Source organism: Butyrivibrio sp. INlla21 (genome assembly GCF_900116875.1).
Lineage (GTDB): Bacteria > Bacillota > Clostridia > Lachnospirales > Lachnospiraceae > Butyrivibrio.
The window spans coordinates 65924-88711 of record NZ_FPCC01000008.1 but is presented as its reverse complement, the minus strand read 5'-3'; the positions used below and the strand labels follow the sequence as shown (position 1 = coordinate 88711).

General features: G+C 45.2%; 19 protein-coding genes. All 19 read left to right on the top strand.

What is annotated here, in order from left to right; genetic code table 11:
- Nucleotides 1-7: 7 nt before the first annotated feature.
- A complete protein-coding gene (locus tag BM377_RS06510) occupies nucleotides 8-1324 on the top strand; it encodes a nucleotide sugar dehydrogenase (RefSeq protein ID WP_092245541.1) in 1317 nt (438 codons plus the stop codon).
- A gap of 2 nt (nucleotides 1325-1326) precedes the next feature.
- Nucleotides 1327-2301 (top strand): SDR family oxidoreductase, encoded by a 975-nt coding sequence (locus tag BM377_RS06505; protein WP_092245538.1) that lies wholly within the window; start codon nucleotides 1327-1329, stop codon nucleotides 2299-2301.
- Nucleotides 2298-3044 (top strand): DUF2334 domain-containing protein, encoded by a 747-nt coding sequence (locus tag BM377_RS06500; protein WP_092245537.1) that lies wholly within the window; start codon nucleotides 2298-2300, stop codon nucleotides 3042-3044. The genes BM377_RS06505 and BM377_RS06500 overlap by 4 nt, the downstream gene beginning before the upstream one ends.
- 23 nt (nucleotides 3045-3067) lie before the next feature.
- On the top strand, nucleotides 3068-4510 hold the full coding sequence (locus BM377_RS06495; RefSeq protein WP_092245535.1) for a glycosyltransferase: 1443 nt from the start codon (nucleotides 3068-3070) through the stop codon (nucleotides 4508-4510).
- Entirely contained in the window at nucleotides 4510-5709 is a 1200-nt protein-coding gene (locus tag BM377_RS06490; protein ID WP_092245532.1) for a glycosyltransferase, read from the top strand. The genes BM377_RS06495 and BM377_RS06490 overlap by 1 nt, the downstream gene beginning before the upstream one ends.
- Entirely contained in the window at nucleotides 5709-6644 is a 936-nt protein-coding gene (locus BM377_RS06485; protein WP_092245529.1) for a methionyl-tRNA formyltransferase, read from the top strand. The genes BM377_RS06490 and BM377_RS06485 overlap by 1 nt, the downstream gene beginning before the upstream one ends.
- A 2-nt stretch (nucleotides 6645-6646) precedes the next feature.
- The gene (locus tag BM377_RS06480; RefSeq protein WP_092245526.1) at nucleotides 6647-7753 is read left to right on the top strand and encodes a glycosyltransferase; all 1107 of its coding nucleotides are present in this window, start codon (nucleotides 6647-6649) and stop codon (nucleotides 7751-7753) included.
- On the top strand, nucleotides 7753-8514 hold the full coding sequence (locus BM377_RS06475; RefSeq protein ID WP_092245523.1) for a polysaccharide deacetylase family protein: 762 nt from the start codon (nucleotides 7753-7755) through the stop codon (nucleotides 8512-8514). The genes BM377_RS06480 and BM377_RS06475 overlap by 1 nt, the downstream gene beginning before the upstream one ends.
- A gap of 8 nt (nucleotides 8515-8522) precedes the next feature.
- Nucleotides 8523-10463, top strand: a complete 1941-nt coding sequence (gene asnB / locus BM377_RS06470) for an asparagine synthase (glutamine-hydrolyzing) (RefSeq protein WP_092245520.1) — start codon at nucleotides 8523-8525, stop codon at nucleotides 10461-10463.
- Between the two features lie 117 nt (nucleotides 10464-10580).
- The gene (locus BM377_RS06465; RefSeq protein ID WP_092245517.1) at nucleotides 10581-10826 is read left to right on the top strand and encodes an acyl carrier protein; all 246 of its coding nucleotides are present in this window, start codon (nucleotides 10581-10583) and stop codon (nucleotides 10824-10826) included.
- A gap of 4 nt (nucleotides 10827-10830) precedes the next feature.
- Nucleotides 10831-11220, top strand: coding sequence for a VOC family protein (locus tag BM377_RS06460; RefSeq protein WP_092245514.1), 390 nt, complete (start codon nucleotides 10831-10833; stop codon nucleotides 11218-11220).
- Nucleotides 11207-12445 (top strand): glycosyltransferase, encoded by a 1239-nt coding sequence (locus BM377_RS06455; protein ID WP_177223819.1) that lies wholly within the window; start codon nucleotides 11207-11209, stop codon nucleotides 12443-12445. The genes BM377_RS06460 and BM377_RS06455 overlap by 14 nt, the downstream gene beginning before the upstream one ends.
- 11 nt (nucleotides 12446-12456) lie before the next feature.
- The gene (locus tag BM377_RS06450) at nucleotides 12457-14244 is read left to right on the top strand and encodes an HAD-IIIC family phosphatase (protein ID WP_092245508.1); all 1788 of its coding nucleotides are present in this window, start codon (nucleotides 12457-12459) and stop codon (nucleotides 14242-14244) included.
- A gap of 42 nt (nucleotides 14245-14286) precedes the next feature.
- On the top strand, nucleotides 14287-16176 hold the full coding sequence (asnB, locus tag BM377_RS06445; RefSeq protein WP_092245505.1) for an asparagine synthase (glutamine-hydrolyzing): 1890 nt from the start codon (nucleotides 14287-14289) through the stop codon (nucleotides 16174-16176).
- Entirely contained in the window at nucleotides 16173-17726 is a 1554-nt protein-coding gene (locus tag BM377_RS06440) for an MBOAT family O-acyltransferase (protein WP_092245501.1), read from the top strand. Before asnB (BM377_RS06445) ends, BM377_RS06440 begins: the two co-directional genes overlap by 4 nt.
- 47 nt (nucleotides 17727-17773) lie before the next feature.
- Nucleotides 17774-18928 carry a hypothetical protein gene (locus tag BM377_RS06435; protein ID WP_092245498.1) on the top strand — a complete coding sequence of 385 codons (1155 nt, stop codon included), beginning with the start codon at nucleotides 17774-17776 and terminating at the stop codon, nucleotides 18926-18928.
- Nucleotides 18929-18994: 66 nt separating this feature from the next.
- Nucleotides 18995-19867, top strand: coding sequence for an alpha-1,2-fucosyltransferase (locus BM377_RS06430; protein ID WP_158588762.1), 873 nt, complete (start codon nucleotides 18995-18997; stop codon nucleotides 19865-19867).
- Between the two features lie 2 nt (nucleotides 19868-19869).
- A complete protein-coding gene (locus tag BM377_RS06425) occupies nucleotides 19870-21675 on the top strand; it encodes an ABC transporter ATP-binding protein (protein ID WP_092245492.1) in 1806 nt (601 codons plus the stop codon).
- A gap of 25 nt (nucleotides 21676-21700) precedes the next feature.
- Nucleotides 21701-22744 (top strand): O-fucosyltransferase family protein, encoded by a 1044-nt coding sequence (locus BM377_RS06420; RefSeq protein WP_092245490.1) that lies wholly within the window; start codon nucleotides 21701-21703, stop codon nucleotides 22742-22744.
- The last annotated feature ends 44 nt before the right edge of the window (nucleotides 22745-22788 follow it).

Genomic DNA, 22788 nt, shown 5'->3' with positions numbered 1-22788 from the left:
AATCACAATGGGTTTGTATGAAAAGCTCCTTTCGGGAGAAGAGAAATTATCACTTGTAGGACTTGGATATGTCGGCATGCCTATCGCCGTAGCATATGCCAAGAAGATCAAGGTTGTAGGATATGACTTTAATGCGGCTAAGGTTGAACTTTATAAAAAAGGAATCGACCCCACAAGAGAAGTCGGAGATGATGCTATCAAGGAGACAAGCGTAGAGTTTACGGCAGATCCCGAGAAGCTTCGCGAGTGTAAGTTCCACGTAGTAGCAGTTCCTACACCGGTTAATGACGATCACACACCCGATCTTTCACCTGTAGAGGGAGCAAGCCATACACTTGGTAAGTACCTTACAAAGGGAAGCATCGTAGTATACGAGTCAACGGTTTATCCCGGAGTAACAGAGGATATCTGCGTGCCTATCCTTGAGGCTGAGTCAGGACTTAAGTGCGGCGTTGATTTCAAGGTCGGATATTCACCCGAGCGTATCAACCCCGGTGACAAGGTGCACAGACTTGATACAATTACCAAGATCGTTTCAGGTATGGACGAAGAGACTCTTGAGGAAGTGGCTAAGGTTTACAGCCTTGTTGCTCTTGCCGGAGTTTATAAAGCACAGTCTATCAAGGTTGCAGAGGCAGCAAAGGTTATCGAGAATTCACAGCGTGATATCAATATCGCTTTCATGAACGAGCTTTCAATGATCTTCCACAAGATGGACATTGATACAAAGAGCGTTCTCGAGGCAGCCGGAACAAAGTGGAACTTCCTTAAGTTCTTCCCCGGTCTTGTAGGCGGTCACTGCATCGGCGTTGACCCTTACTACCTCACATACAAGGCTGAGGAACTTGGATATCACTCACAGATTATTCTTTCGGGACGTAGAATTAACGACGATATGGGTAAGTACATCGCCGAGTCCCTTGTAAAGAACCTTATTTCAGCCGATATCGCGGTTAAGAATGCCAAGGTTGCAATCCTCGGATTCACATTCAAGGAGAACTGCCCCGATACACGTAACACCAAGGTTATCGATATCTACAACGAGCTCGGAGAGTACGGAATCACTCCCGTTGTTGTCGATCCCGAGGCTGATTCTGACGAGGCTAAAAGACTCTATGGCATCGACTTTGACAGCATTGATGCCGTTAAGGATATGGATGCGGTTATCGTTGCGGTTGCTCACAAGGAGTTTGAGAGCTACAAGCCCGCTGATATCGCGAAGTTCTTCAATGCTTCCCACAAGACCAAGGTATTCATGGATCTTAAGGGAATCTACGATATGAACGATTATAAAAAGCCTGAATTTGATTATTGGAGACTGTAATAATGGGATATAAAGATTTAGTTTTTGACAAAGACAGCGTTTTCCTCGTAACCGGAGGCGCGGGCTTCATCGGATCAAACATCTGCGAAGCACTTCTTGATATGGGTTACACAGTAAGATGCATGGACAACCTCTCAACAGGGCACATCGAGAACATCCAGCCCTTTATGAGCAACGAGAGATTTACTTTTATTCAGGACGACATCAGAGACCTTGATGCTTGCCTTAAGGCAACGGAAGGCGTTACCTACGTTCTCAACGAGGCGGCTTGGGGAAGCGTTCCCAGAAGTATCGAGATGCCTCTTTTGTACGAGGAGATCAACATCCGCGGAACACTCAACATGATGGAAGCTTCAAGACAGAACGGCGTTAAGAAGTTCGTTTACGCTTCAAGCTCATCTGTTTATGGCGATTCCACAATCCTTCCCAAGAAGGAAGGACAGGAAGGAAATGTTCTTTCTCCCTACGCTCTTACCAAGAAGGTTGACGAAGAGTACGGTAAGCTTTACAAGAAGCTCTACGGACTTGATACATACGGACTTCGTTATTTCAACGTATTCGGAAGAAGACAGGATCCCAACGGTGCATATGCGGCCGTAATCCCTAAGTTCCTTAAACAGCTTATGAACGGCGAGACACCTACCATTAACGGTGACGGTAAGCAGTCTCGTGACTTTACATATGTAGACAACGTTGTTGAGGGTAATCTCAGAGCTTGCCTTGCTTCATCAGAGGCAGCAGGTGAAGCTTACAACATCGGTGCGGGCGGAAGAGAGTTCCTTATCGATGTATATCATCACCTTACAGATGCACTCGGACTTGATGTAGAGCCCATCTACGGACCTCCTCGTGCCGGTGATATCAGAGATTCCAACGCCGACATCAGCAAGGCAAGAAAGAATCTCGGCTACGATCCTTCATATGATTTCAAGGCAGGAATCAAGCTTGCCATTGATTGGTACAAAGAGAATTTATGAAGATAACTGTTCGTTTGGATGACATAACACCTGATATGGATTGGGACAAATTCGAGAGATTCAAGAAAGTGCTCGATGCGCATGATATCAAGCCTCTCATAGGTGTTGTTCCCGATAATAAGGATGAGAAATTAAGCTGTGGACCTTTTCGTGAGGACTTTTGGAACTATATAAAAGAGCTCCGGGACAGCGGATGGGTCATTGCACTTCACGGCTTTAATCACATTTATACCACCAAGGAACCCGGTCTTTTCCCCGTTGGCGGAAAGTCTGAATTCGCAGGACAGCCATATTCCGTTCAGGACGACATGCTCAGGGAAGCAAGAAGGATATTTAAGAGCCACGATATCAACACCGATATCTTCATGGCGCCTTCCCATTCCTTTGACAAGAAGACAATCAAGTCTCTTAAGAAAAACGGAATATACAAGATAACCGACGGCTTCGGAAGAGCGCCCTATTCCAGATTCGGAATGACCTTCTATCCGATCTCGGTTAAAAAGAGCAGCAGTATCAAGGATAAAAGAGACGGCTTCACAACCTTTGTCTATCACGTAAACACCATGAACGACAAGGATTTTGAGAATTTCGAGAAGCTTTTTGAACAGGCCGACGTAGTTTCTTTTTCCGAATTTATGAATGTAGAACCTACAGAACGCAGCTTCTTTGGGAATCTGGCAGAGTTTATAACAGCTAAGACCAAATTTACGGTAATGAAGCTTCGGAGCAGAAAAGGAAACTGACCGAAGCGCAGCGAGGGGATAAAATGGAAGATAACTATGGTCAGATAAGAGTCTTACATGTTCTCGGAGGACTTGGAGTAGGCGGCGCTGAGTGCAGGATCATCGATCTATATCGCAATATGGACAGGGACAGGATTCAGTTTGATTTTCTTGTCCATTGTTCACCTGAAAAGACAGGAAAAAAGAGTCCGACTTCTGACGAACTTATGAAGGTTCGAGAGCCGGACTATTTTGATTCCAGCGTATATAAGCTGGGCGGAAGGATATTCTGCTTTCCGAAATTTGTAGGAACCAACTATGCCGAGTACAAAGCGGCCATAAAAAGATTTTTTGCCGAGCATAAAGATGAGTGGAAGGTTGTTCAGGGACACATGACGAGTACCGCAGCCATTTATCTTCCTATCGCCAAAAAGAACGGAGTTCCAATCTGCGTTGCTCACGCAAGAAGCGCGGGTGTAGACAAAGGCGTAAAAGGTCTTGCGACAAGATTTCTCAGGACACCCCTTCAAAAAGAGGGTATATGCGATTACAATTTCGCGTGCTCAAAAGAGGCCGGATATTCGGTATTCGGACAGACGCTTATGGATCAGGGAAGCGTTCGCATCATTCCAAATGCCGTAGACCTCAAGAATTTTGCTTATAACGAGGAAACAAGAAATAAGATAAGAGGCGAGCTTGGACTTTCCAACGCCGTTGTAATAGGACATGTCGGAAGCTTTAGATACGCCAAGAACCACGAGTTCTTGCTACAGGTATTTACGCAGCTTTGCAGGCTTCTTGATAATGACGACTTAAACGAATACAGCATGCTCCACGGCATGAGAGTAAGACTTCTAATGCTCGGCACGGGTCCTCTTATGGATGAGATGAGAAGGCTTGCCGACAGACTACATATATACGACAGATGCATTTTTGCAGGCAATAAGAGTAATGCCTCAGATTATTACCAGGCGATGGATTACTTCTGCTTCCCTTCAAGATACGAAGGGCTTCCCGGAAGTGTCATAGAGGCGCAGGCAGCGGGACTTCAGTGCCTGGTTTCAGATCAGGTTACTCCCGAAGTTAATGTAACTGAGCTTGTTTCAATGCGAAGCATTAACTCGGACCCCAGAGATTGGGCGAGGAAGATACTCGAAGATCTCATGCTTCAGGGAGATGCCGATAAGGATATTTTCAGTGAAGAGATCAAGCTTAATCAAACGTTTACGCAGATAGCCGGTGAGAGAAAAGAGAGCGTCTTTGAAAACGAGGATACGCCCGATTTTGACTTACTTGATGCCGGTACCGGATTTGATACGATAAACACGGCGCCCAAGCATTTGATAAGCCATATCGATTCTGGCTTTTCCATAGGAAACAGAAAAGAGTCGTCGGAGCACATACTTAACGAACTTCGCTCCGCAGGCTTTGATGTAAAGAGTCAGGCCAAGATGATGGCTTATTTCTACGAAAGAGGACATTTTTGATGAATAATAACAAAAAGAACCTGATGCTCATGGTTCCGATGCTCCACCAGGGCGGATTTGAGCGTGTGTGCATCAAGACTGCAAGACTCATGCAGGACTTTTACAACGTTTATATTCTTATTTTCAGTTCAAAAGATATCAACTTCGACATCGAGGGGCTGAATGTCATAGACATTGATGTACTCTCGAAAAAAGGCGTTGTAAATAAAATAATAAATGTTATTAAAAGAGTCAAAAAGACAAAAAAGATTAAGAAAGAGCTCGGAATAGATATTTCCTACAGCTTCGGAAGTTCGGCCAACTATGTCAACGTTCTATCCAGGGGAAAAGAAAAGGTTCTGACCGGACTTCGTTGTCAGACCGATATGGAGCGAAGCGACCAGATAAAGCTTTTTTGCAGCAGATCAGATCAGGTTCTTTCTTGTTCAAAAGAGATAGTAAGACAGCTCCTTAAAGACTATAACTACGATAAGAGCACATATATTTATAATCCTTTGGATACGGATGATATCTGCGAAAAGGGAAGCGAACCTGTCGAGGATTTCCCTTTTAAGGGAGAGGACCTCAAGGTCATTTCCACCATGGGAAGAAACGATTACATCAAAGGAATCTGGCATCTCGTCAAGGCTTTTTCACTGGTCCACGAGAAATGCCCGAATGCAAGGCTTGTAATAGCCGGTGCGGGAAATTGGAGTTCTTACAAGGAGCTTGCCAATGAGCTCAACATAGAAAACGAGGTTGCGTTTACCGGAATGAAGAAGAATCCGTTCCCTTACGTTGCGGCTTCCGACGTATATGTCTGCAGCTCCAACCACGAGGGCTTTCCCAATGCGGTCCTTGAAGCAATGGCACTTAAAAAGCCCGTTGTTTCCGCTGACTGTAAGACCGGTCCCAGAGAGATCCTATTAAGCTCTGAGCAGTACGAGGATCTTATTTCAAGAATCCCTAACGGAGACAGCACCAAGGAAGCTATCGAAGGAGAATACGGCATTCTCGTTCCGGACATGGGCGAAGAGGTCGACATGAACCCCGAGAACATCACGGACGGAGAAAAGATACTTGCGGACAAGATTCTGTCTCTTTTGACTGATGACAATAAGCTTTCTCATTATTCGGAAAAAGCGGGAGAGAGAGCTCTTTTCTACACTCCCGATAAGTATAAAGACAGTATTCATGAGATATTCAAGAGGTATGAGTGATGCATTACAAGGTAGTAGTCTTCGGAGTAAAAGACACATCGGAAAACATAATAGATTTCATAGAAAAGGAGCTCTGCAAGGTTGACCTTGTCATGACCATTGCGCCCAAGGTTCTTGAGCACAATCAGGTCTCCGGCTTTAAGGGACTTTCTTTTTTGACCGAGAAATACGGAATTCCCGTTTACGAGGCAGAGAGCTATTTCCTTAACGACGACAAGACGGTAGAGTTTATAAAGAACAATACTTTTGATCTCGGAATCGTAATGGGCTGGCAGAGACTTATCCCTCCGCATGTTCTTGATGCGTTTAAGGCCGGAATCTACGGCTTCCACGGAAACTGCGGATACTTGCCCTTCGGAAGAGGCAGATCGCCCCTTAACTGGTCAATGATCCTCGGAGACACCAGATTTAACCTCAATCTCTTCAGATACGACGAGAAGGCCGACAGCCCCAACGTCTTTGCTACGGAGATGTTCCAGATAAACGAGCACGACGACATAAGGACCGCGCAGTACAAGAATATGATCTGCTCCAAGAGCCTTATCAGGAAGCTCGTGACAACATATATGGAAAAGGGAGAAATTCCCATTCATACAGATTCAAAAGACTTTGATTCATGGTACAATAAACGTACGGCTGCGGACGGTAAAATAGATTTTCACGAAAGAACGAGAAACATCTACAACCTCATCAGAGGCGTTGCGGCGCCTTTCCCCGGAGCATTCTGCTATGTGGGTGAGGAGAGCGATGAGAACAAAGTTACCGTTTGGCAGGCTCATCCTTTTGATGAGATGATAGATTTCTCGGGATATGCGCCCGGAGAGATCGCCGATGTTTTTGACGGTAAGCCTATCGTAAGGACAGTGGACGGCTCACTCATCATTGATAAATACGATTCCGCCAAGGAATTAGTTACAGGAATGGTACTCAGATAATTATGAAAACAATAGCATTTCACCTCAACTGCCTTGTGCAGGGCGGCGCGGAGCGAGTTGTCTCAAACCTCGCCAATCAGTTCGCCAAGGAAGGCTACAAGGTATACGTGGCAACCGAATGGGTGGACGAGAACGAGTTCGCCCTTGACGAAAAGGTCACGAGAGTCCATGTAGGTCTGCGTGAGGGTGATGAAAAGAAGAACAGAATAGCCAAGTTCTTTTTAAGGATCAAATACCTTAGAGAATTCGTTAAGAACTATCATCCGGACGTTCTTATCGCCTTTGCACAGAGAGCCAATTACAGGGCACTCATGGCGGCAGGTAAGAGCGATGTTCCTGTGGTCATTTCCATAAGGACAGACCCGGTGGGACATTACGATGCTATTTCGGACAAGATACAGATAGCCTGGCTGTTTGACAGGGCTGCGGGCTGCGTCTTCCAGACGACGGGACAAAAAGAGTTCTTTAAACCCCATCTTCAGGATAATTCGCAGATCATACTCAATCCGATTAATCCCAAGTATTTTGGGTTAAAAAAGCCTGAGCAGCGCGAAAAGTCTGTTGTTCACCACGCAAGGCTGGTAGACTTCAAAAATCAGCCCATGCTGTGCGAAGCTTTTATAAAGGTTCACGAGAAGCACCCCGATTACGTGCTTAAGATCTACGGTCCCGACTCTTTTGACGGAACCAAAGAGATACTCGATAAGATAATCGCTGACAACCACGCGGAGGATTACATCCTTCTTATGGGCGGAAGCGACGAGCTGGAAAAAGAGATCCCGAAGGGCGCGGTATATGCCTTTTCATCCGACTGGGAAGGAATGCCCAATTCGCTTCTCGAAGCGATGGCGATGGGAATGCCCATTGTTGCGACGGATTGCCCCTGCGGCGGTCCGAGGACCGTTATGCAGGACGGCGTGAACGGACTTCTTGTTCCGATAAAGGATCCCGATGCGATGGCGGAGGGCATCTGCAAGCTTATCGAAGACAGAGAGCTTGCCGAGAGACTCGGAGACGAGGCAAGAAAGATAGAACAGATCGCCAATGCAGAGGCGGTATTTATACAGTGGAGAGATTATCTCGAAAAAGTAATAGGAGAAAAGAAGTAATGTTTTCATTTGATGATTACAGAGAAATACTTAGAATCGTAAAAGAGACAGGGCTTAATGCCACATATGAGGAGGCGCTTAACAGAGATTCTTTTATCATCTTAAGACACGATGTTGAGTATTCCGTAGAAAGAGCCTACGCCCTTTCAAAGGTTGAAGAGAGCATGGATATGAGATCCACATTCTTTTTCCAGTGGACCAACAACTCTTACAACATCTTATCAAGAAAGAACAGAGACATCCTTACAGACATGCACGAGAGAGGACAGCACATCGGTCTTCACTTTGCGCTTAACGGCATGACTGATATGGAGCTTATCAGAAAGAGGATCAAGCAGGAAATTGATATGCTCAGCGATATGCTAGGCTTTAATATCACATCTTTTTCCATCCACAGACCTTCACCTGACGTTCTTGCAGAGAATATCAAGCTTCCCGGTATCATCAATGCTTATCAGGACGAATTCTTCTCTTTTGATCCTCAGGCGAAGCCCGATTCCAAGCTTGATGTAAAGTATATGTCGGATGCCAACCACATCTGGAGATACGGCTATCCCGACGAGGAGACCATCAAGGCCAACAAGAGAGTGCAGATCCTTACACATCCTTTTGCATGGACCAAGAAGGGCTATGACAACCTTGATAATTACAAGACACTTGTAAACGAGAAGTACATTGAGCTCATTGATTCAATCGACAATGAGTGCAAGGACTTCGGACCACTTCGTGACAACTTCGAAAAACTTCCTGTGGAGCTTTAATACATACAATGTGCGGAATTTGCGGATATATTTCTAAAAAGAGAATAACGGAAGAACAGCTTCGCATCATGAACGATACCATGTATCACAGAGGCCCCGATGACAGCGGTGTTGAACTGTATCAGGGTGCGAATGACTATATCATAGGCTTTGCCCAGAGAAGACTTTCGATCCTTGATTTGTCGCCTTTGGGACATCAGCCCATGCACTCGGAAAACGGCAGGATCTCTGTCGTTTACAACGGCGAGATCTACAATTTCCTTGAGCTCAAAAAAGAGCTTTCGGATTATACTTTTAAATCAAACTGCGATACCGAGGTTATTATCGCTGCGTACCTTAAATGGGGCATCGACATGGTCGATCACATTCACGGTATGTTCGCGATCGCTCTTTACGACAGAGAGACCGATGACGTTTATCTTATCAGAGACAGGATCGGTAAGAAGCCTCTTTTCTATTGGGTAGACGGCAAGAATCTTGTGTTCGCATCAGAGCTTAAGCCTATCATGAAATGCCCCGGTTTTAAGCCTGAAATAAGAAAACAGGTGTTATCAAGATTCCTTCTTCAGCAGTACATCATGGCGCCCGATACGGTGTTCACGGATGTCTATAAGCTTGAAGCGGGTTCTTATCTTAAGTTCCATAACGGCGAGATCAGTAAAAAGAAATATTGGAACATCAAAGATGTTTATAAAAAGATGAGCGCAGATCCCGTTAGAAGCTATGAAGAGGCTAAAGAGGGACTTAAGGAGCGCTTAAAGAAGTCTGTTGCGAACAGGATGATCGCGGACGTTCCGCTCGGTACTTTCCTTTCCGGAGGATACGATTCATCGCTCGTAACCGCAATAGCGCAGGAATTGTCTGATCAGCCCGTTAAGACCTTCTGTATCGGATTTGACGTTCCCAGGTTCAACGAGGCCGAGTACGCCAAAGAGATCGCAAAGCATCTCGGCACGGACCACACCGAGGTTTACATCACGGAAAGAGAGATGTTTGATCTTGTCAGCAGCATCCCTCAGTACTACGACGAGCCTTTTGCGGACAACTCGCAGATACCTTCAATGCTCGTAAGTAAGGTTGCCAAGAAGGACGTTACCGTTGCTCTTTCGGGAGACGGCGGAGATGAGTTCTTCTGCGGCTATAACATATATGAAAACGTAAGACAGGCGCAGCTTCTTGATATTCCGGGTGCGATCGTGCACGGAATAGGACAGATTCCCGTGGGAAGCGGCAAACTTCTTGATAAGATGCCCTTTAGGGTCAAGGTCGTTGCCAATAACCGCAATCCCGAGACTAAGACACAGCTTGTTTCGGAGGGCTATATCAAGTCCTGTCACGCATTTATCTCAGGAAAAGAAGAGCCGGATGTTCCGATGAGCGCGCTTGATTATATCGCTACGGATTACAACCTTGGTATCAACAAGCAGCCGATTCTTTTCCCTGTTGAGAGCCTCTACGGAGTAAGGGACTTCCAGGTAAGGAGAATGCTCCTTGATATGGACACCTATCTTCCCGAGGATATTCTTGTTAAAATGGACAGAGCTTCCATGAAGTACTCACTTGAGTCGAGATGTCCTATAATGGATACGGAAGTTATGGAGTATTCGTTCAGGATACCGCATAAATACAAGTTCTATAAGGGTGATAAAAAGCATATTCTTAAAGATCTTGCTTATGACTATATTCCCAAAGAGCTTTTGGAAAGACCAAAGACAGGTTTCGGCGTTCCGATGGATCAGTGGCTTCGCGGTCCTTTGAAGGAACAGCTTCTTGATTACAGCAGCACGTCTTTCCTTAAGAAGCAGGATATATTTGATGTAGACTATGTATCCGAATTTATCAACAATTATGTGGTTAACGGCGACGGCGGCCCCGCAACTGGAGCCAACTACAGCAAGATCGCGTGGTCGTTCTACATTTTCCAACAATGGTACACGTACCATTGTTGATATTCGGGACGATATAAAAGTTTGCTTCGCAAAGATCGTCCCTCACACCTGAATCATGTTCTTACGGAATCCGCAGCGGGGTGCGGATTCCTGAGATTTACAAAAAGGAGTTTTTTAATGACAAGAGAAGAAGTTTTTGAGAAATTAAATGAAGTATTCAGAGATGTTTTCGAGGAGGACGATCTTACCGTTACCGACGCTACAACAGCGGCAGATGTTGACGGATGGGATTCACTTGAGCACATCAATCTTATCAATGCCATTGAGCAGGAGTTTGACATCAAGTTCAACATGGGACAGATTGTTTCCATGAAGAATGTAGGTGAGATGGCAGACATTATCATGAGCAAATTACAGGGCTAAACGCATGAAGATACATCACGTTGGATATCTTGCAAAGAGCATAGCAAAGTCCGAGAAGAAATTCTTGGAGCTCGGATACGAGATTGAGCGCCCGGTTAAATTCGACGAGATCAGGAACATCAACATTGAGTTCCTTGTAAACGGCGATTACAGGGTTGAGCTCATAGAGCCCATGGGTGAGGATTCTCCCATGTATCCTTTGCTTGCGCGCTATAAGAACACGCCTTATCATTTTTGCTATGAAGTTGAAGATATAGACAAGGCTGTGGAGGAGCTTTCCGCGCAGCGCTACACCGTGATACACGAGCCCAACATTGCGCCCTGTATCGACGGCAAGAAAGTCGCTTTTTTATACAATAACAGCATGGGGATAATCGAGCTTGTTGAATTCTGAGGTTAATAATAAAAAGCATATCGCTATGTATATAGGCTCCCTTCAAAAGGGCGGCGCAGAGAGGGTAATGGCTAATCTTGCGGATTATTTTTTTGAGCAGGGTTATAAAGTTACTCTTGTTACTACGTACCTTGCAGCCAACGAGTACGAGGTTAAACACGCAGCCTGGAAGAGTGTTCCCGCAGGTGCGCCCGGTGCGGAGCTTGTAGCGGACCTTGATGAGAATCCCGTTTGGGTTGATCCAAACGGCGGCGAGAAGGGCGGAATACAGCGCATTTTCTCTGCACTTCTTAAGGACGAGCAGGAAAAGAGCCGTATCAAAAATTTCAGAAAAAGATCCGAGAAGCTTGTAAAGATCTGGAAGGACCTTAGGCCCGACATGATCCTGAGCTTCATGGGAAAGAATAATATTATGGCGCTCTCAACGGCAACGAAAGAAGAGATCAAGGTTGTCGTATCCGTAAGGGCAGACCCTTCCATGGAGTATTCGAGCACATCAATGAAGGCTGCGATGCTTACAAACTTCGGAAAGGCAGCCGGAGTCGTTGTTCAGTCAAACGGCGCCAAAGCCAAGTTCCCTGCATACATCAGGAAGAAATGCATCATTCTTCCGAATGCGATCGATCCCTCTTTTATCAGACCCAGATATATCGGAGAGCGTGAGAAGAAGATCGTGATGGTCGCAAGACTTAACGAAAACAAGAACCAGGCTATGGTAATGGAAGCTTTCAAGGAAGCTACCAAAGATAAATATCAGGATTATAAGCTCGTATTATACGGAGACGGTCCTGACAGAGCCAAGCAGCAAAGACTTGCGGCAAGTCTCGGAATAGATTCACGAGTTGAATTTGCAGGTAACGTTAAGCACGTCGCCGAGCATATAGAGAAGGCATATATCTTTATACTTGCTTCCAACCACGAGGGCATGCCCAACTCACTTATAGAGGCGATGTCACTGGGACTTGCGTGCATATCGACGGATTGCCCCTGCGGAGGCCCCAAGGACCTTATAAATGACGGAGAGAACGGACTTCTGGTTCCCGTCGGAGACAAAGACGCAATGGCACAGGCAATCAGAAAGCTCCTTGAAGATAAAGAGCTTGCCGACAGGATCGGAACCGAAGCTGCCAAGATTCAGGAAAAGTGCAGCCCCGAAGTTACGAATGAAATGTGGAAGAAGTATTTTGACAAGATCATCGGAAATACGGATGACAGAAATTTTTAAAAGGACACTATATGAAAGAACTTGAATATCCTTTTGACAACAGCTACATAATGAAAAAGTCCAAGACCATCAAAAAGACTCTTCTTTCTGACGGCGCGGACAGGATCAAAAAGAAAATAGCGGTACTAGGAGGCTCCACGACCCATGACATCATAAGGATACTGGAGCTTTTTTTACTAAATTACGGAATAGAACCTTCATTTTACGAATCGGAATACGGCCAGTACTGGCAGGATGCCATGTTTCCTTCCGATGAGTTAAAAGAGTTTGCACCCGATGTTATCTACATCCATACATCAAACCGCAACATCACAAACTTCCCGGAGATGTCTGACAGTAAAGAAGACGTTGATGCCAAGTTTGAAGCTACTTTCAAGCACTTTGAGACAATGTGGGACAACCTTTCACAGCTCTATAAGTGTCCCATAATACAAAACAATTTCGAGGCGCCTTTCTACAGACTTCTCGGAAACAGAGATGCTTACGACATTCACGGAAGACTTAATTTCATAAACAGATTAAATACGGCCTTCGCGGACTATGCTGCCCAAAAAGCAGATGCCGGCGAAAGCTTTTTTATAAACGATATCAACTACGTATCAAGCTGTTACGGTCTTGATGAGTGGTCAGATCCTCTTGCATGGCACATGTACAAGTATGCGCTCTGCATTCAGGCTATTCCCACACTTAGCTTTAATATTGCCAATATCATCAAGTCAATCTACGGAAAGAACAAGAAGGGCCTTGTGCTCGATCTTGACAATACACTTTGGGGCGGCGTTGTAGGTGACGACGGCGTCGACGGAATCGAGATAGGTCAGGAGACCAACCTGGGGCAGGTTTATTCCGAGTTCCAGCAGTATGTAAAAATGCAAAAAGACCTTGGAATAGTCCTTACGGTTGATTCCAAGAACGATGAAGAAAATGCGATCGCGGGACTTAAGCATCCCGACGGAATACTTACTCCCGATGATTTTGTTATGATAAAGGCCAACTGGGAGCCAAAGAGTGAGAATATGAAGGCGATAGCTTCAGAGCTTAACGTCCTTCCCGAGTCACTTGTATTTGTGGATGACAATCCTGCGGAAAGAGCTATCATAGAGGGACAGATCCCGGGAGCAATGGCGCCCGCAATCGATTCGCCCGAGCACTATATCAGGATCCTCGATCATTCGGGATTCTTTGAGGCAACGGCAATCTCAGAGGATGATAAGAAGCGTAACGAGATGTATATGGCAAACAAAAAGCGTACTCAATTGGAGCAGAGCTTTGCCGACTACACCGAGTATCTTAAGTCACTTGAGATGGAGGCAGTGATCGCGCCTTTTGAAAAGCTCTACATGCCTCGTATCGCGCAGCTTACCAATAAGAGTAACCAGTTTAACTTAACTACCAAGCGCTATACTCAGGACGACATCGAAAAGACGGCGGCCGATGGCAATAACATCACGCTCTACGGCAGATTGACAGATAAATTCGGAGACAACGGAATCGTTTCGCTTGTGATCGGTAACGTCAAGGGCGATGAGCTTCACATAGACCTTTGGCTCATGAGCTGCCGCGTCCTTAAAAGAGATATGGAATTTGCCATGATGGATGAGCTCTGCAAGAAGGCTTCAGAGCGAGGAATCAAGACGATTTACGGATATTATTATCCGACTGCCAAGAATAAGATGGTAAAAGATTTTTATTCTTTGCACGGCTTTGATATGATAGAGGAAGACGGTGACGGCAACAGAACATACAAGCTGGAGCTTTCGGCGTACGAACCCAAGAACAAAGTTATCAAAGTGAACTGAGTATAGGCACCGGCATAGACGTGCGGTGCTTCGGAGACATATATGTGCGGAATTAACGGTCTTATCGGGTACAAAGGTGACAGACATGCGATCATAGCCAAGATGAACGAGCGTATGCTTCACAGAGGCCCCGATGATGAAGGAATTTACATAAGTGACGATATGAAAGTGGCGCTTGGACATAGGCGCCTTTCTATTGTGGACTTATCCAAGAACGGCGCTCAGCCCATGGTTTCACATTCGGGCAAGAGCGTTATTGTATATAACGGCGAGATTTACAACGCCGGCGAAGTAAAAGACAAGCTTATTAAAGACGGCAAGGCTACGACCTTTAGAGGAACATCGGATACCGAGATCCTTCTTGAAGCTATCGAGAGCTACGGAATGAAAGAAGCTCTCAGGCTCTGCAAGGGTATGTTTGGAATCGCGGTTTACGATAAGGAAGCCGGAACGGTCACTCTCGCAAGAGACAGAGTCGGCGAGAAGCCTTTGTACTACGGAACCGTAGCAGGCTCTTTTGCCTTTGCTTCCGACATCGGATGCTTGCGCGTTATTGACGGCTTTGACAACGAGATCAACAGAGAAGTTCTTGATATATATTTTACGGAAGGTTATATTCCTGCGCCGCACACGATATACAAGAATATTTACAAGCTTGAAGCGGGCACAATAATAACGGTTGATATTGATACATTAAAGACCAAAGAAGAGACCTACTGGTCGATGACAGAGGCTGCGATAAAGGGCCAGAACAATATCTTTACGGGCAGCAGAGAAGAGGCTTCACTTGAGCTTGAGAGGCTGTTAAAAGAGTCTGTGAAAGGCCAGATGATATCGGATGTTCCGCTCGGAGCTTTTCTTTCGGCGGGAATCGACAGCAGCACGGTCGTTGCACTGATGCAGTCCGTTTCGGATAATCAGGTACGCACCTTCACGATCGGAATGGAAGATGAGAAGTACAACGAGGCAGTTAAGGCAAAAGAGATTGCTAAGCACCTCGGCACGATACATACGGAAGAGTACATCACTGAGAAGGATGCCAAGGCGGTAATCCCGCAGCTTCCCTTTATGTTCGGCGAACCTTTTGCCGATTCATCGCAGATCCCGACTTATCTTGTCAGCAAGATGACGAGAAAGCATGTGACGGTTTCTCTTTCGGGAGACGGCGGAGATGAGCTCTTTGCGGGCTATAAGTCCTATGAATCCGTAGACAGAGTCTGGGGCAAGGTCGGAAAACTTCCGTATTTGCTAAGGAAGCCCATAAGCGCCGCTATCCTTGCGACTAACCCCAAGGATGAGGTAAGAAGAAGTAAGGCTATCTATCTTGGAGCCAAGGGTCCCGGCGAGATTCACAGATTTGAGCATGAGACGGATCCTTTGGTAAAAAAGATCGCGATCAAGAAAGACAAGCCTCTTTTATACAAATATGACGACATGGCGAAAGCTCTTTTGACAGAGCCCATTCATAACGCCATGCTTATGGATATGCTTGTGTATCATCCCGATGATATACTGGTTAAGGTCGACAGGACCGCTATGGCGGTTTCGCTTGAGACAAGAGTTCCGATGCTCGACAGAGACCTCTTGGAATTTGCGTGGTCGCTCCCTATCGAGTATCTTAGAGAAGGAAATGTCGGCAAGCAGGTTCTTCGTGACGTTCTCTACAGACATGTTCAGAAGGAGCTTATGGAAGGACCGAAGAAGGGCTTCTCGATTCCGATCGCCAAGTGGCTTATGGACGGCGAGATCAGGCAGTGGGCTGAAGACCTTCTTGATAAGGACAAGATGCGGCAGCAGGATATTCTTGATCCCGATGTCGTTGAGAAGATCTGGACCGACTTTACAGAACGCGGGATTTACAGAATCCAGATTTGGTATATACTTATGTTCCGACAGTGGTATGAAAAAGAATATAAGAAAGAAAATCTATGAGTATAACTTCGTTTAGTTTTTTGTGCTTCGTTGCACTTGTTTTAATAGCATATTATGCGGTGCCTCTTTTGTTTAAGAAAAGAGGTCAGTGGGTGGTGCTCCTTATTGCGAGCATCATCTTCTATTTGTTTTCCGTAAAGGGAGACTATGTTCAGATAGTATTCCCGCTAGTGGCTTCGTTTACGACGTGGGGACTTTTAAAGCTTTTGGCCGGGACAGGCGAAGAAGAGCTTGTAAAAAGAAGACTGATACTTGCGGCGGAGCTTGCGGTTCTTCTCGGAATACTTATCGTGTTTAAATTCTATAAGTTCATTACAGGAGGCGATGTTATCCCTCCCACGGGACTTTCTTTTTATACATTTATTTTGCTTGGGTATTTTATCGAGGTCTACAACGGCATTGGCGTCAGAAGAGACAGCTTCCTTCAGACAACTCTTGTCGGAATGTTCTTCCCGCTTATGGTTCAGGGACCTATCATAAAGACCCGTGAACACAGCGACCAGTTCTTTGAATATCATAAGCCTGACTACAAGAATCTGACCTTCGGAGCGCAGAGGATGCTCTGGGGTTTCTTTAAGTGGCTTGTTATTTCACAGAGACTCAAAATAATAGTTGATGAGATATATGGCAACAATGCGCAGTACCCGGGAGCATACATTTGGCTGGGCACTGTGTGTTTTGCGTTTCAGTTATATACCAATTTCTCGGGCGGAATCGACATCGTTATCGGCTTTGCCGAGATACTCGGAATTATTCTTCCAGAAAACTTTACGACTCCTTTCTTTGCAAAGAACATAAGCGAGTATTGGAGAAGATGGCACGCTACGCTCGGAATTTGGATGAAGGACAATGTCTTTTACCCGCTTCTTAGAACCAAGATGATAATGGGGCTTGGCAAGAAGCTTAAGAATGTATTTGGTAAAAAGAAAGGAAAGCAGATCACTACTTACGTTGCCATGTTTATCCTGTGGTTTTCCGTAGGTCTGTGGCACGGAGGAGCGGCAACGTTCGTTATCGGCTCGGGTCTTTTGCACTGGGCATACATCATGCTCGGAGAAGTGACACTTCCGTTCTTTACATGGCTTTTTGAGAAAAAGTTCCACATCAATATGCAGAGCAAGTTTGCAAACGGCTTCAGGGTTGTGAGAACGTTTTTCTTTGTTTGCATAGGTGACTTGTTCTTTAGGTCAAAAAACATTCCGCATGCGCTCAGTCTTTTGAAGGGAAGCGTCAGCTCTTTTAACCCTCAGATCTTTGTTGACGGCAGTTTGCTGAATCTGGGGCTTAGTATCTACGAGTGGGGAATACTGCTTGTTACAATGGCGGTGTTCATTACGGTTTCCGTTATTCAGTACAGAATGGAGCTATCGCGTGACGGTAAGATCACGGGCAGCAGATTTGAAGGCTATTCGAATATAAGAGAGTACATCGCTTCCAAGAAGCTTGTGATCAGATGGATCGTGTATCTGGCACTGTTTTTCATGGTGCTTTTACTTGCGGAGTACGGACCCGGATTTAATCCTGCGGATTCGATTTATGATGATTTTTGATGCCGAGTACCCGGCTTATTATGATGGTATAAGGATTTGAGATAAAAATGACTAAGAAACAGATAATTAAGATTGGTATTTTCATATTGATGATCATGTGGCTTATCCCTCATATCACCTACTGTATCAGGACCAACGGTGATGTGAAGGACAGGTTTGTCGGTTTTTATGCAGAAAAAAGAAACACGATAGACGCAGTCGTTATCGGATCAAGCCCTGTTCCTTACTGCATTGCGACACCAAGGATCTACGGCGATATGGGTATAACCATGTATCCTCTTTCAACGAATATGCAGCGTCCCGTTGCGGCCAAGTATCTTGTTGAGGAGACGCTTAAGACGCAGGATCCGGATCTTTTTATCTTTGAGATGAAGATGTGGCAGGCAGAGGATGAGGCTCTTATAAATGCCGATAAAGAAAAGCACATGGGCCATACGAGGGAAGTTACGGATAACATGAAGTATTCCCTTAATAGGATAAAGACCATAAATGCGATGGTTACGCCGGAAAATGCGGAGTATGACGAAAACGGCAAAATGCTCTCCGATTATAAGCCTTTTAACTTTTATTTTGATATATGCAAGTATCATTCCAACTGGAAGACGCTTATAATGTGGAGCCAGCTTCGCATGTTCTTTTACGCTTATCCCGATGATCTGAAGGGCTTTGTTGCTTCAGATGAGGTGAAACCCGCGGAAAAAGAGAATTTTCATAGTGTATCGGATGTTGAGAAGATGCCTGCAGAGCAGCAGGAGTACTTGGACGATCTGATTGCATGCCTTAAGAAGCACAATAAAGACGCGCTATTTATCATCACTCCTTTTACCGTAAACGAAGAGGAGCAGAGTAAGATCAATTACATCAGGGATTATGTGACGGAAAGAGGTTACAATTTCCTTGATATGAACCAGCATCTTGATGAGATTGGCTTTGATGAGACCGCCGATTACAAAGACGGCGGAACACATACGAATATTGTCGGCGCCGATAAGGTGACGGTGTGGTTTGAAGAATACCTGTCAGAGAACTATGTAAAGACCGGTAAGCTCGGTAAGCACGACAGAAGGCAAGGGCTTAAGTACAATTCCTGGAAGAAGTCCTACGACCTTTGGATGGAAGAGCTTTTCCGCGGTGAGGACAAGATCCGCGAAAGAATCGCAAACGGAGACTACAGTACTCTGCAAGGCGATGAAGAAGATTGACGGATTTTATGGTATAATTAACCATGTATGCGTTCACATAACGAGACGTTTATAGGTGGAGGGGATATGATAATAATTCAGCTTAAGGGCGGACTGGGAAACCAGATGTTCCAGTATGCGCTCTACAGAGCTCTTAAGAAAAAAGGTAAAGTTGTAAAGATAGATGATGTGACGGGCTTTATCAATGACAAGCTAAGGAAACCCGTTATTGCGGGATACGGGCTTGAGTATGAGAAAGCAAGTAAGGAAGAAGTCGTTGCACTGACCGATTCCAAGATGGATATTTTCAGCCGCATCAGAAGAAAGCTTACAGGCAGAAAGACCTTTAGAATAGATGAGGAGTCGGGACGCTTTGATCCAAAGATCCTGGAGCTCGACGATGCTTACCTTGTAGGCTATTGGCAGAGCGAGAAGTATTTTACCGACGAATCCGTACAGAATGAGATAAGAGAGGCTTTTGAGAGAAGACCTCAGGAGCTTATGAACGATACAGTCAGCTGGACGTTGCTCCAGCAGATAGAGTGCTGTGAATCTGTAAGTCTTCACGTTAGAAGAACGGACTATATAGACGAGGAGCACAAACACATTCACAATCTTTGCTCGGAGAAATATTACAAGAATGCCATCAATAAGATCAGGGAAGTTTATCCAAAGGCAATGTTCTTTATTTTCACCGATGACAAGGAATGGTGTAAGAACCACTTCAAGGGCCGCTGCTTCAGCGTAGTTGAGCTTGAAGAGGGACCTAAGACCGATATCGCCGAGATGATGCTTATGAGTAAGTGTAAGCACCACATCATCGCCAACAGCTCTTTTAGCTGGTGGGCCGCATGGCTCAACGATGCACCCGAGAAGATGGTCATCGCTCCCGCCAAGTGGATCAACAACAAGGATATGGACGATATCTATACAGATAGAATGTTGAAAGTGGAAGTTTAGTTATGAGTAATACCGATAGCAATAAGAAAGTCAGTCTTTTTACTAAGTTAAACTATATATTTGATAAAAAACAGAAGGGACAGTTAGGAATACTAGCTGTCCTTATACTCATTGGGGGCTTTTTTGAGACATTGGGAGTTTCGATGATAATCCCTGTAATGTCAGCTATTTTGAGCCCCGAAAAATTTGAGGCTATGGTCAAGGAACAGAAGGCCATAAGAGTGGTCCTCGATACGTTACATCTCGGATATGACGCGGCCAAGCTTGCGGTTCCGCTTATCCTGTGCATGATCGCGGTGTTTATTATCAAGAATGCATATCTTTTGTTCCTGATCTACAAGCAGAATACTTTTATCACAAGGGCAAGAAATGACATGATCAGTAGGGTCATGAGAGAATTCCTGAACAGACCCTATGAGGATTACCTCGGAGCTGATATTCCCACTGTTTTCAGAATTACCGACAGTGATATCCCAAGGACATTTACGCTGGTGCTGTCCATTCTTTCACTTGCGACGGAGCTTGTTGTTTCGATATGTCTTGGCATAGTGTTGATCGTCGTAAACTGGGAGATGACGGTTCTTGCTATCCTGGTTCTCCTTGTGATGACTCTTTTTATCACCAAGGTGCTTAAGCCAAGGCTCAACAAGATTGGAAAAGAGAATCAGGAGACCCAGAGTAGGATTGCAAAGTGGAGACTTCAGGCTATCTACGGACTTAAGGACGTTAAGGTTTTAAACAGGCAGGATTTCTTTATCCGAAACTATTATGAGTCCGGTAAAGTCGGAGCCGATCTTGCAAGGAACTATACGGTTCTTAACAATATCCCGAGACTTCTCATAGAGACAGTATTTATGGCGACCATTATGCTGTATGTGCTCTTTAATTTCGTTAGAGGAGGATCGTCAGAAGAGCTGACAACCCAGATCATGGCGTTCGGTGTTGCGGCGCTTCGTATCATGCCTTCCGTAAACCGCATAAATACTTATCTTACAGAGATTGCATATAATCAGTACAGCCTTGATTTTGTATATAACAATCTCACGGATTCAATGAAGATGGACAAGGCGATGAGAGCAGAGAGAGCTGCAATCGCAGGTCCTGAGCTTCACTTGGAAAAAGAAATTGAGATAAAAGATATTACATTTGCTTATCCGGATTCCGATGTAAAGATATTCGACGGTGCCAACATGGTCGTGCCTAAGGGTAAATCCGTAGGTATTATCGGACCTTCGGGTGCAGGTAAATCAACTGTTGTCGATATCATCCTTGGACTACTTCATGTACAGAAGGGTGAGATCCTGTGCGACGGCAGCAATATCTTTAGTAACTACGAATCTTGGCTTTCTCAGATCGGATACATCCCTCAGTCAATCTACATGGTTGATGAGTCGATCCGCGAGAATATCGCATTTGGTATAGACGCAGATGAGATAGATGATAAGAGAATCTGGGAAGTTATGGAGGAGGCTCAGCTCGCCGACTTTGTCCGAAGCCTTCCCGAAGGTCTTGATACCAAGATCGGTGACAGAGGAGTAAGACTTTCCGGCGGCCAGAGGCAGCGTATCGGTATCGCGAGAGCTCTTTATCACAACCCCGAGATCCTCGTATTTGACGAGGCTACGAGTGCTCTCGACAACGAGACAGAGGCTGCGGTTATGGAGGCTATCAACAGCTTCCACGGCAAGAAGACTATGATCATAATTGCGCACAGACTCAACACTATCGCGAACTGCGATGTCATCTATGAAGTTAAGGATGAGAAGATTCGCGCGACCACGCTTGAAGGCAGAACGGTAATTCAGTAAAAGTACGGCGGATATTGGTGAATATATGATTGGAACAGAGTTTATCCCGGGTTACGGCCTGGGCAATCAATTATTTTTTTATATAGTTACTCGTTGTATGGCGGCTGACAAAGGCGTTGACTTTGGGTTCATAAATCCCGGTCAGGTGGGAAATGTCTTTCACTCACAGAAGGGCATGTACTTCATGGACATCGACATGGGTACAGAGATTCCGGCGGAAGACAAGGATAAATATACAATCTTCAACGAGCAGGATGATCGCCTTTACATGGGTAATTCCAGGCATGATATGAGTAACGGCTGCTACATAAGCGGCGCGGACAAGAGGCTCTTTGATATCGAGGACAACACGCTTATCTACGGCAATCTTCAGGACGAGAGTTACTTCGAGAAATACAGAGACAAGATCAAGGACTGGCTCAAGGTTAAGCCTGAGGCAGAGTCCTATGAATATACGGCAGACGACCTCTGCATTATCAATATCAGAGGCGGCGAGTACACCAACCATCCCGAGCTCTACCTTGACAGGAAATACTTCTTAAATGCGATAAAGCATATGAAGAAGATCAATCCCGATATGAGATTCATGGTTGTGACCGAGGATGAAGAGGCGGCGAGGAAGGTCCTTCCCGAATACGAGTGCCACCACTTCGATATGGGCAAGGATTACGTGACGATCAAGAATGCGAGATACCTCATTCTTTCCAATTCGTCTTTCTCGATAATGCCGGTTCTTTCAAGCACGGAGCTTAAATATGCGATAGCTCCCAAGTACTGGGCAAGACACAATATCTCGGACGGCTTCTGGTCTTCCGAGCAGAATATATACAGCTTCTTACATTACCAGGACAAAAAAGGCAGAATTTTTGAAGCCGATGAATGTAGGAAAGAGCTTGAAGATTACAAAAGAAGATCAAGGCTCTATGCGCGCAGAAATAAAAAGCCCGGCAAGCTAAGGCTCTTTTGCCAGATAATCAGAAGGAAGAGCTTGTACGGAGTCTTTTACCTTAAGAAGATCGTCAGAAGCCTTGAAAAGAGAGTCGGAATTATCAAGAAATATCAGTATTAAGAGCATTGGCTGCAAGATAAAGCTTGCAACCTTTTAGGTGAATA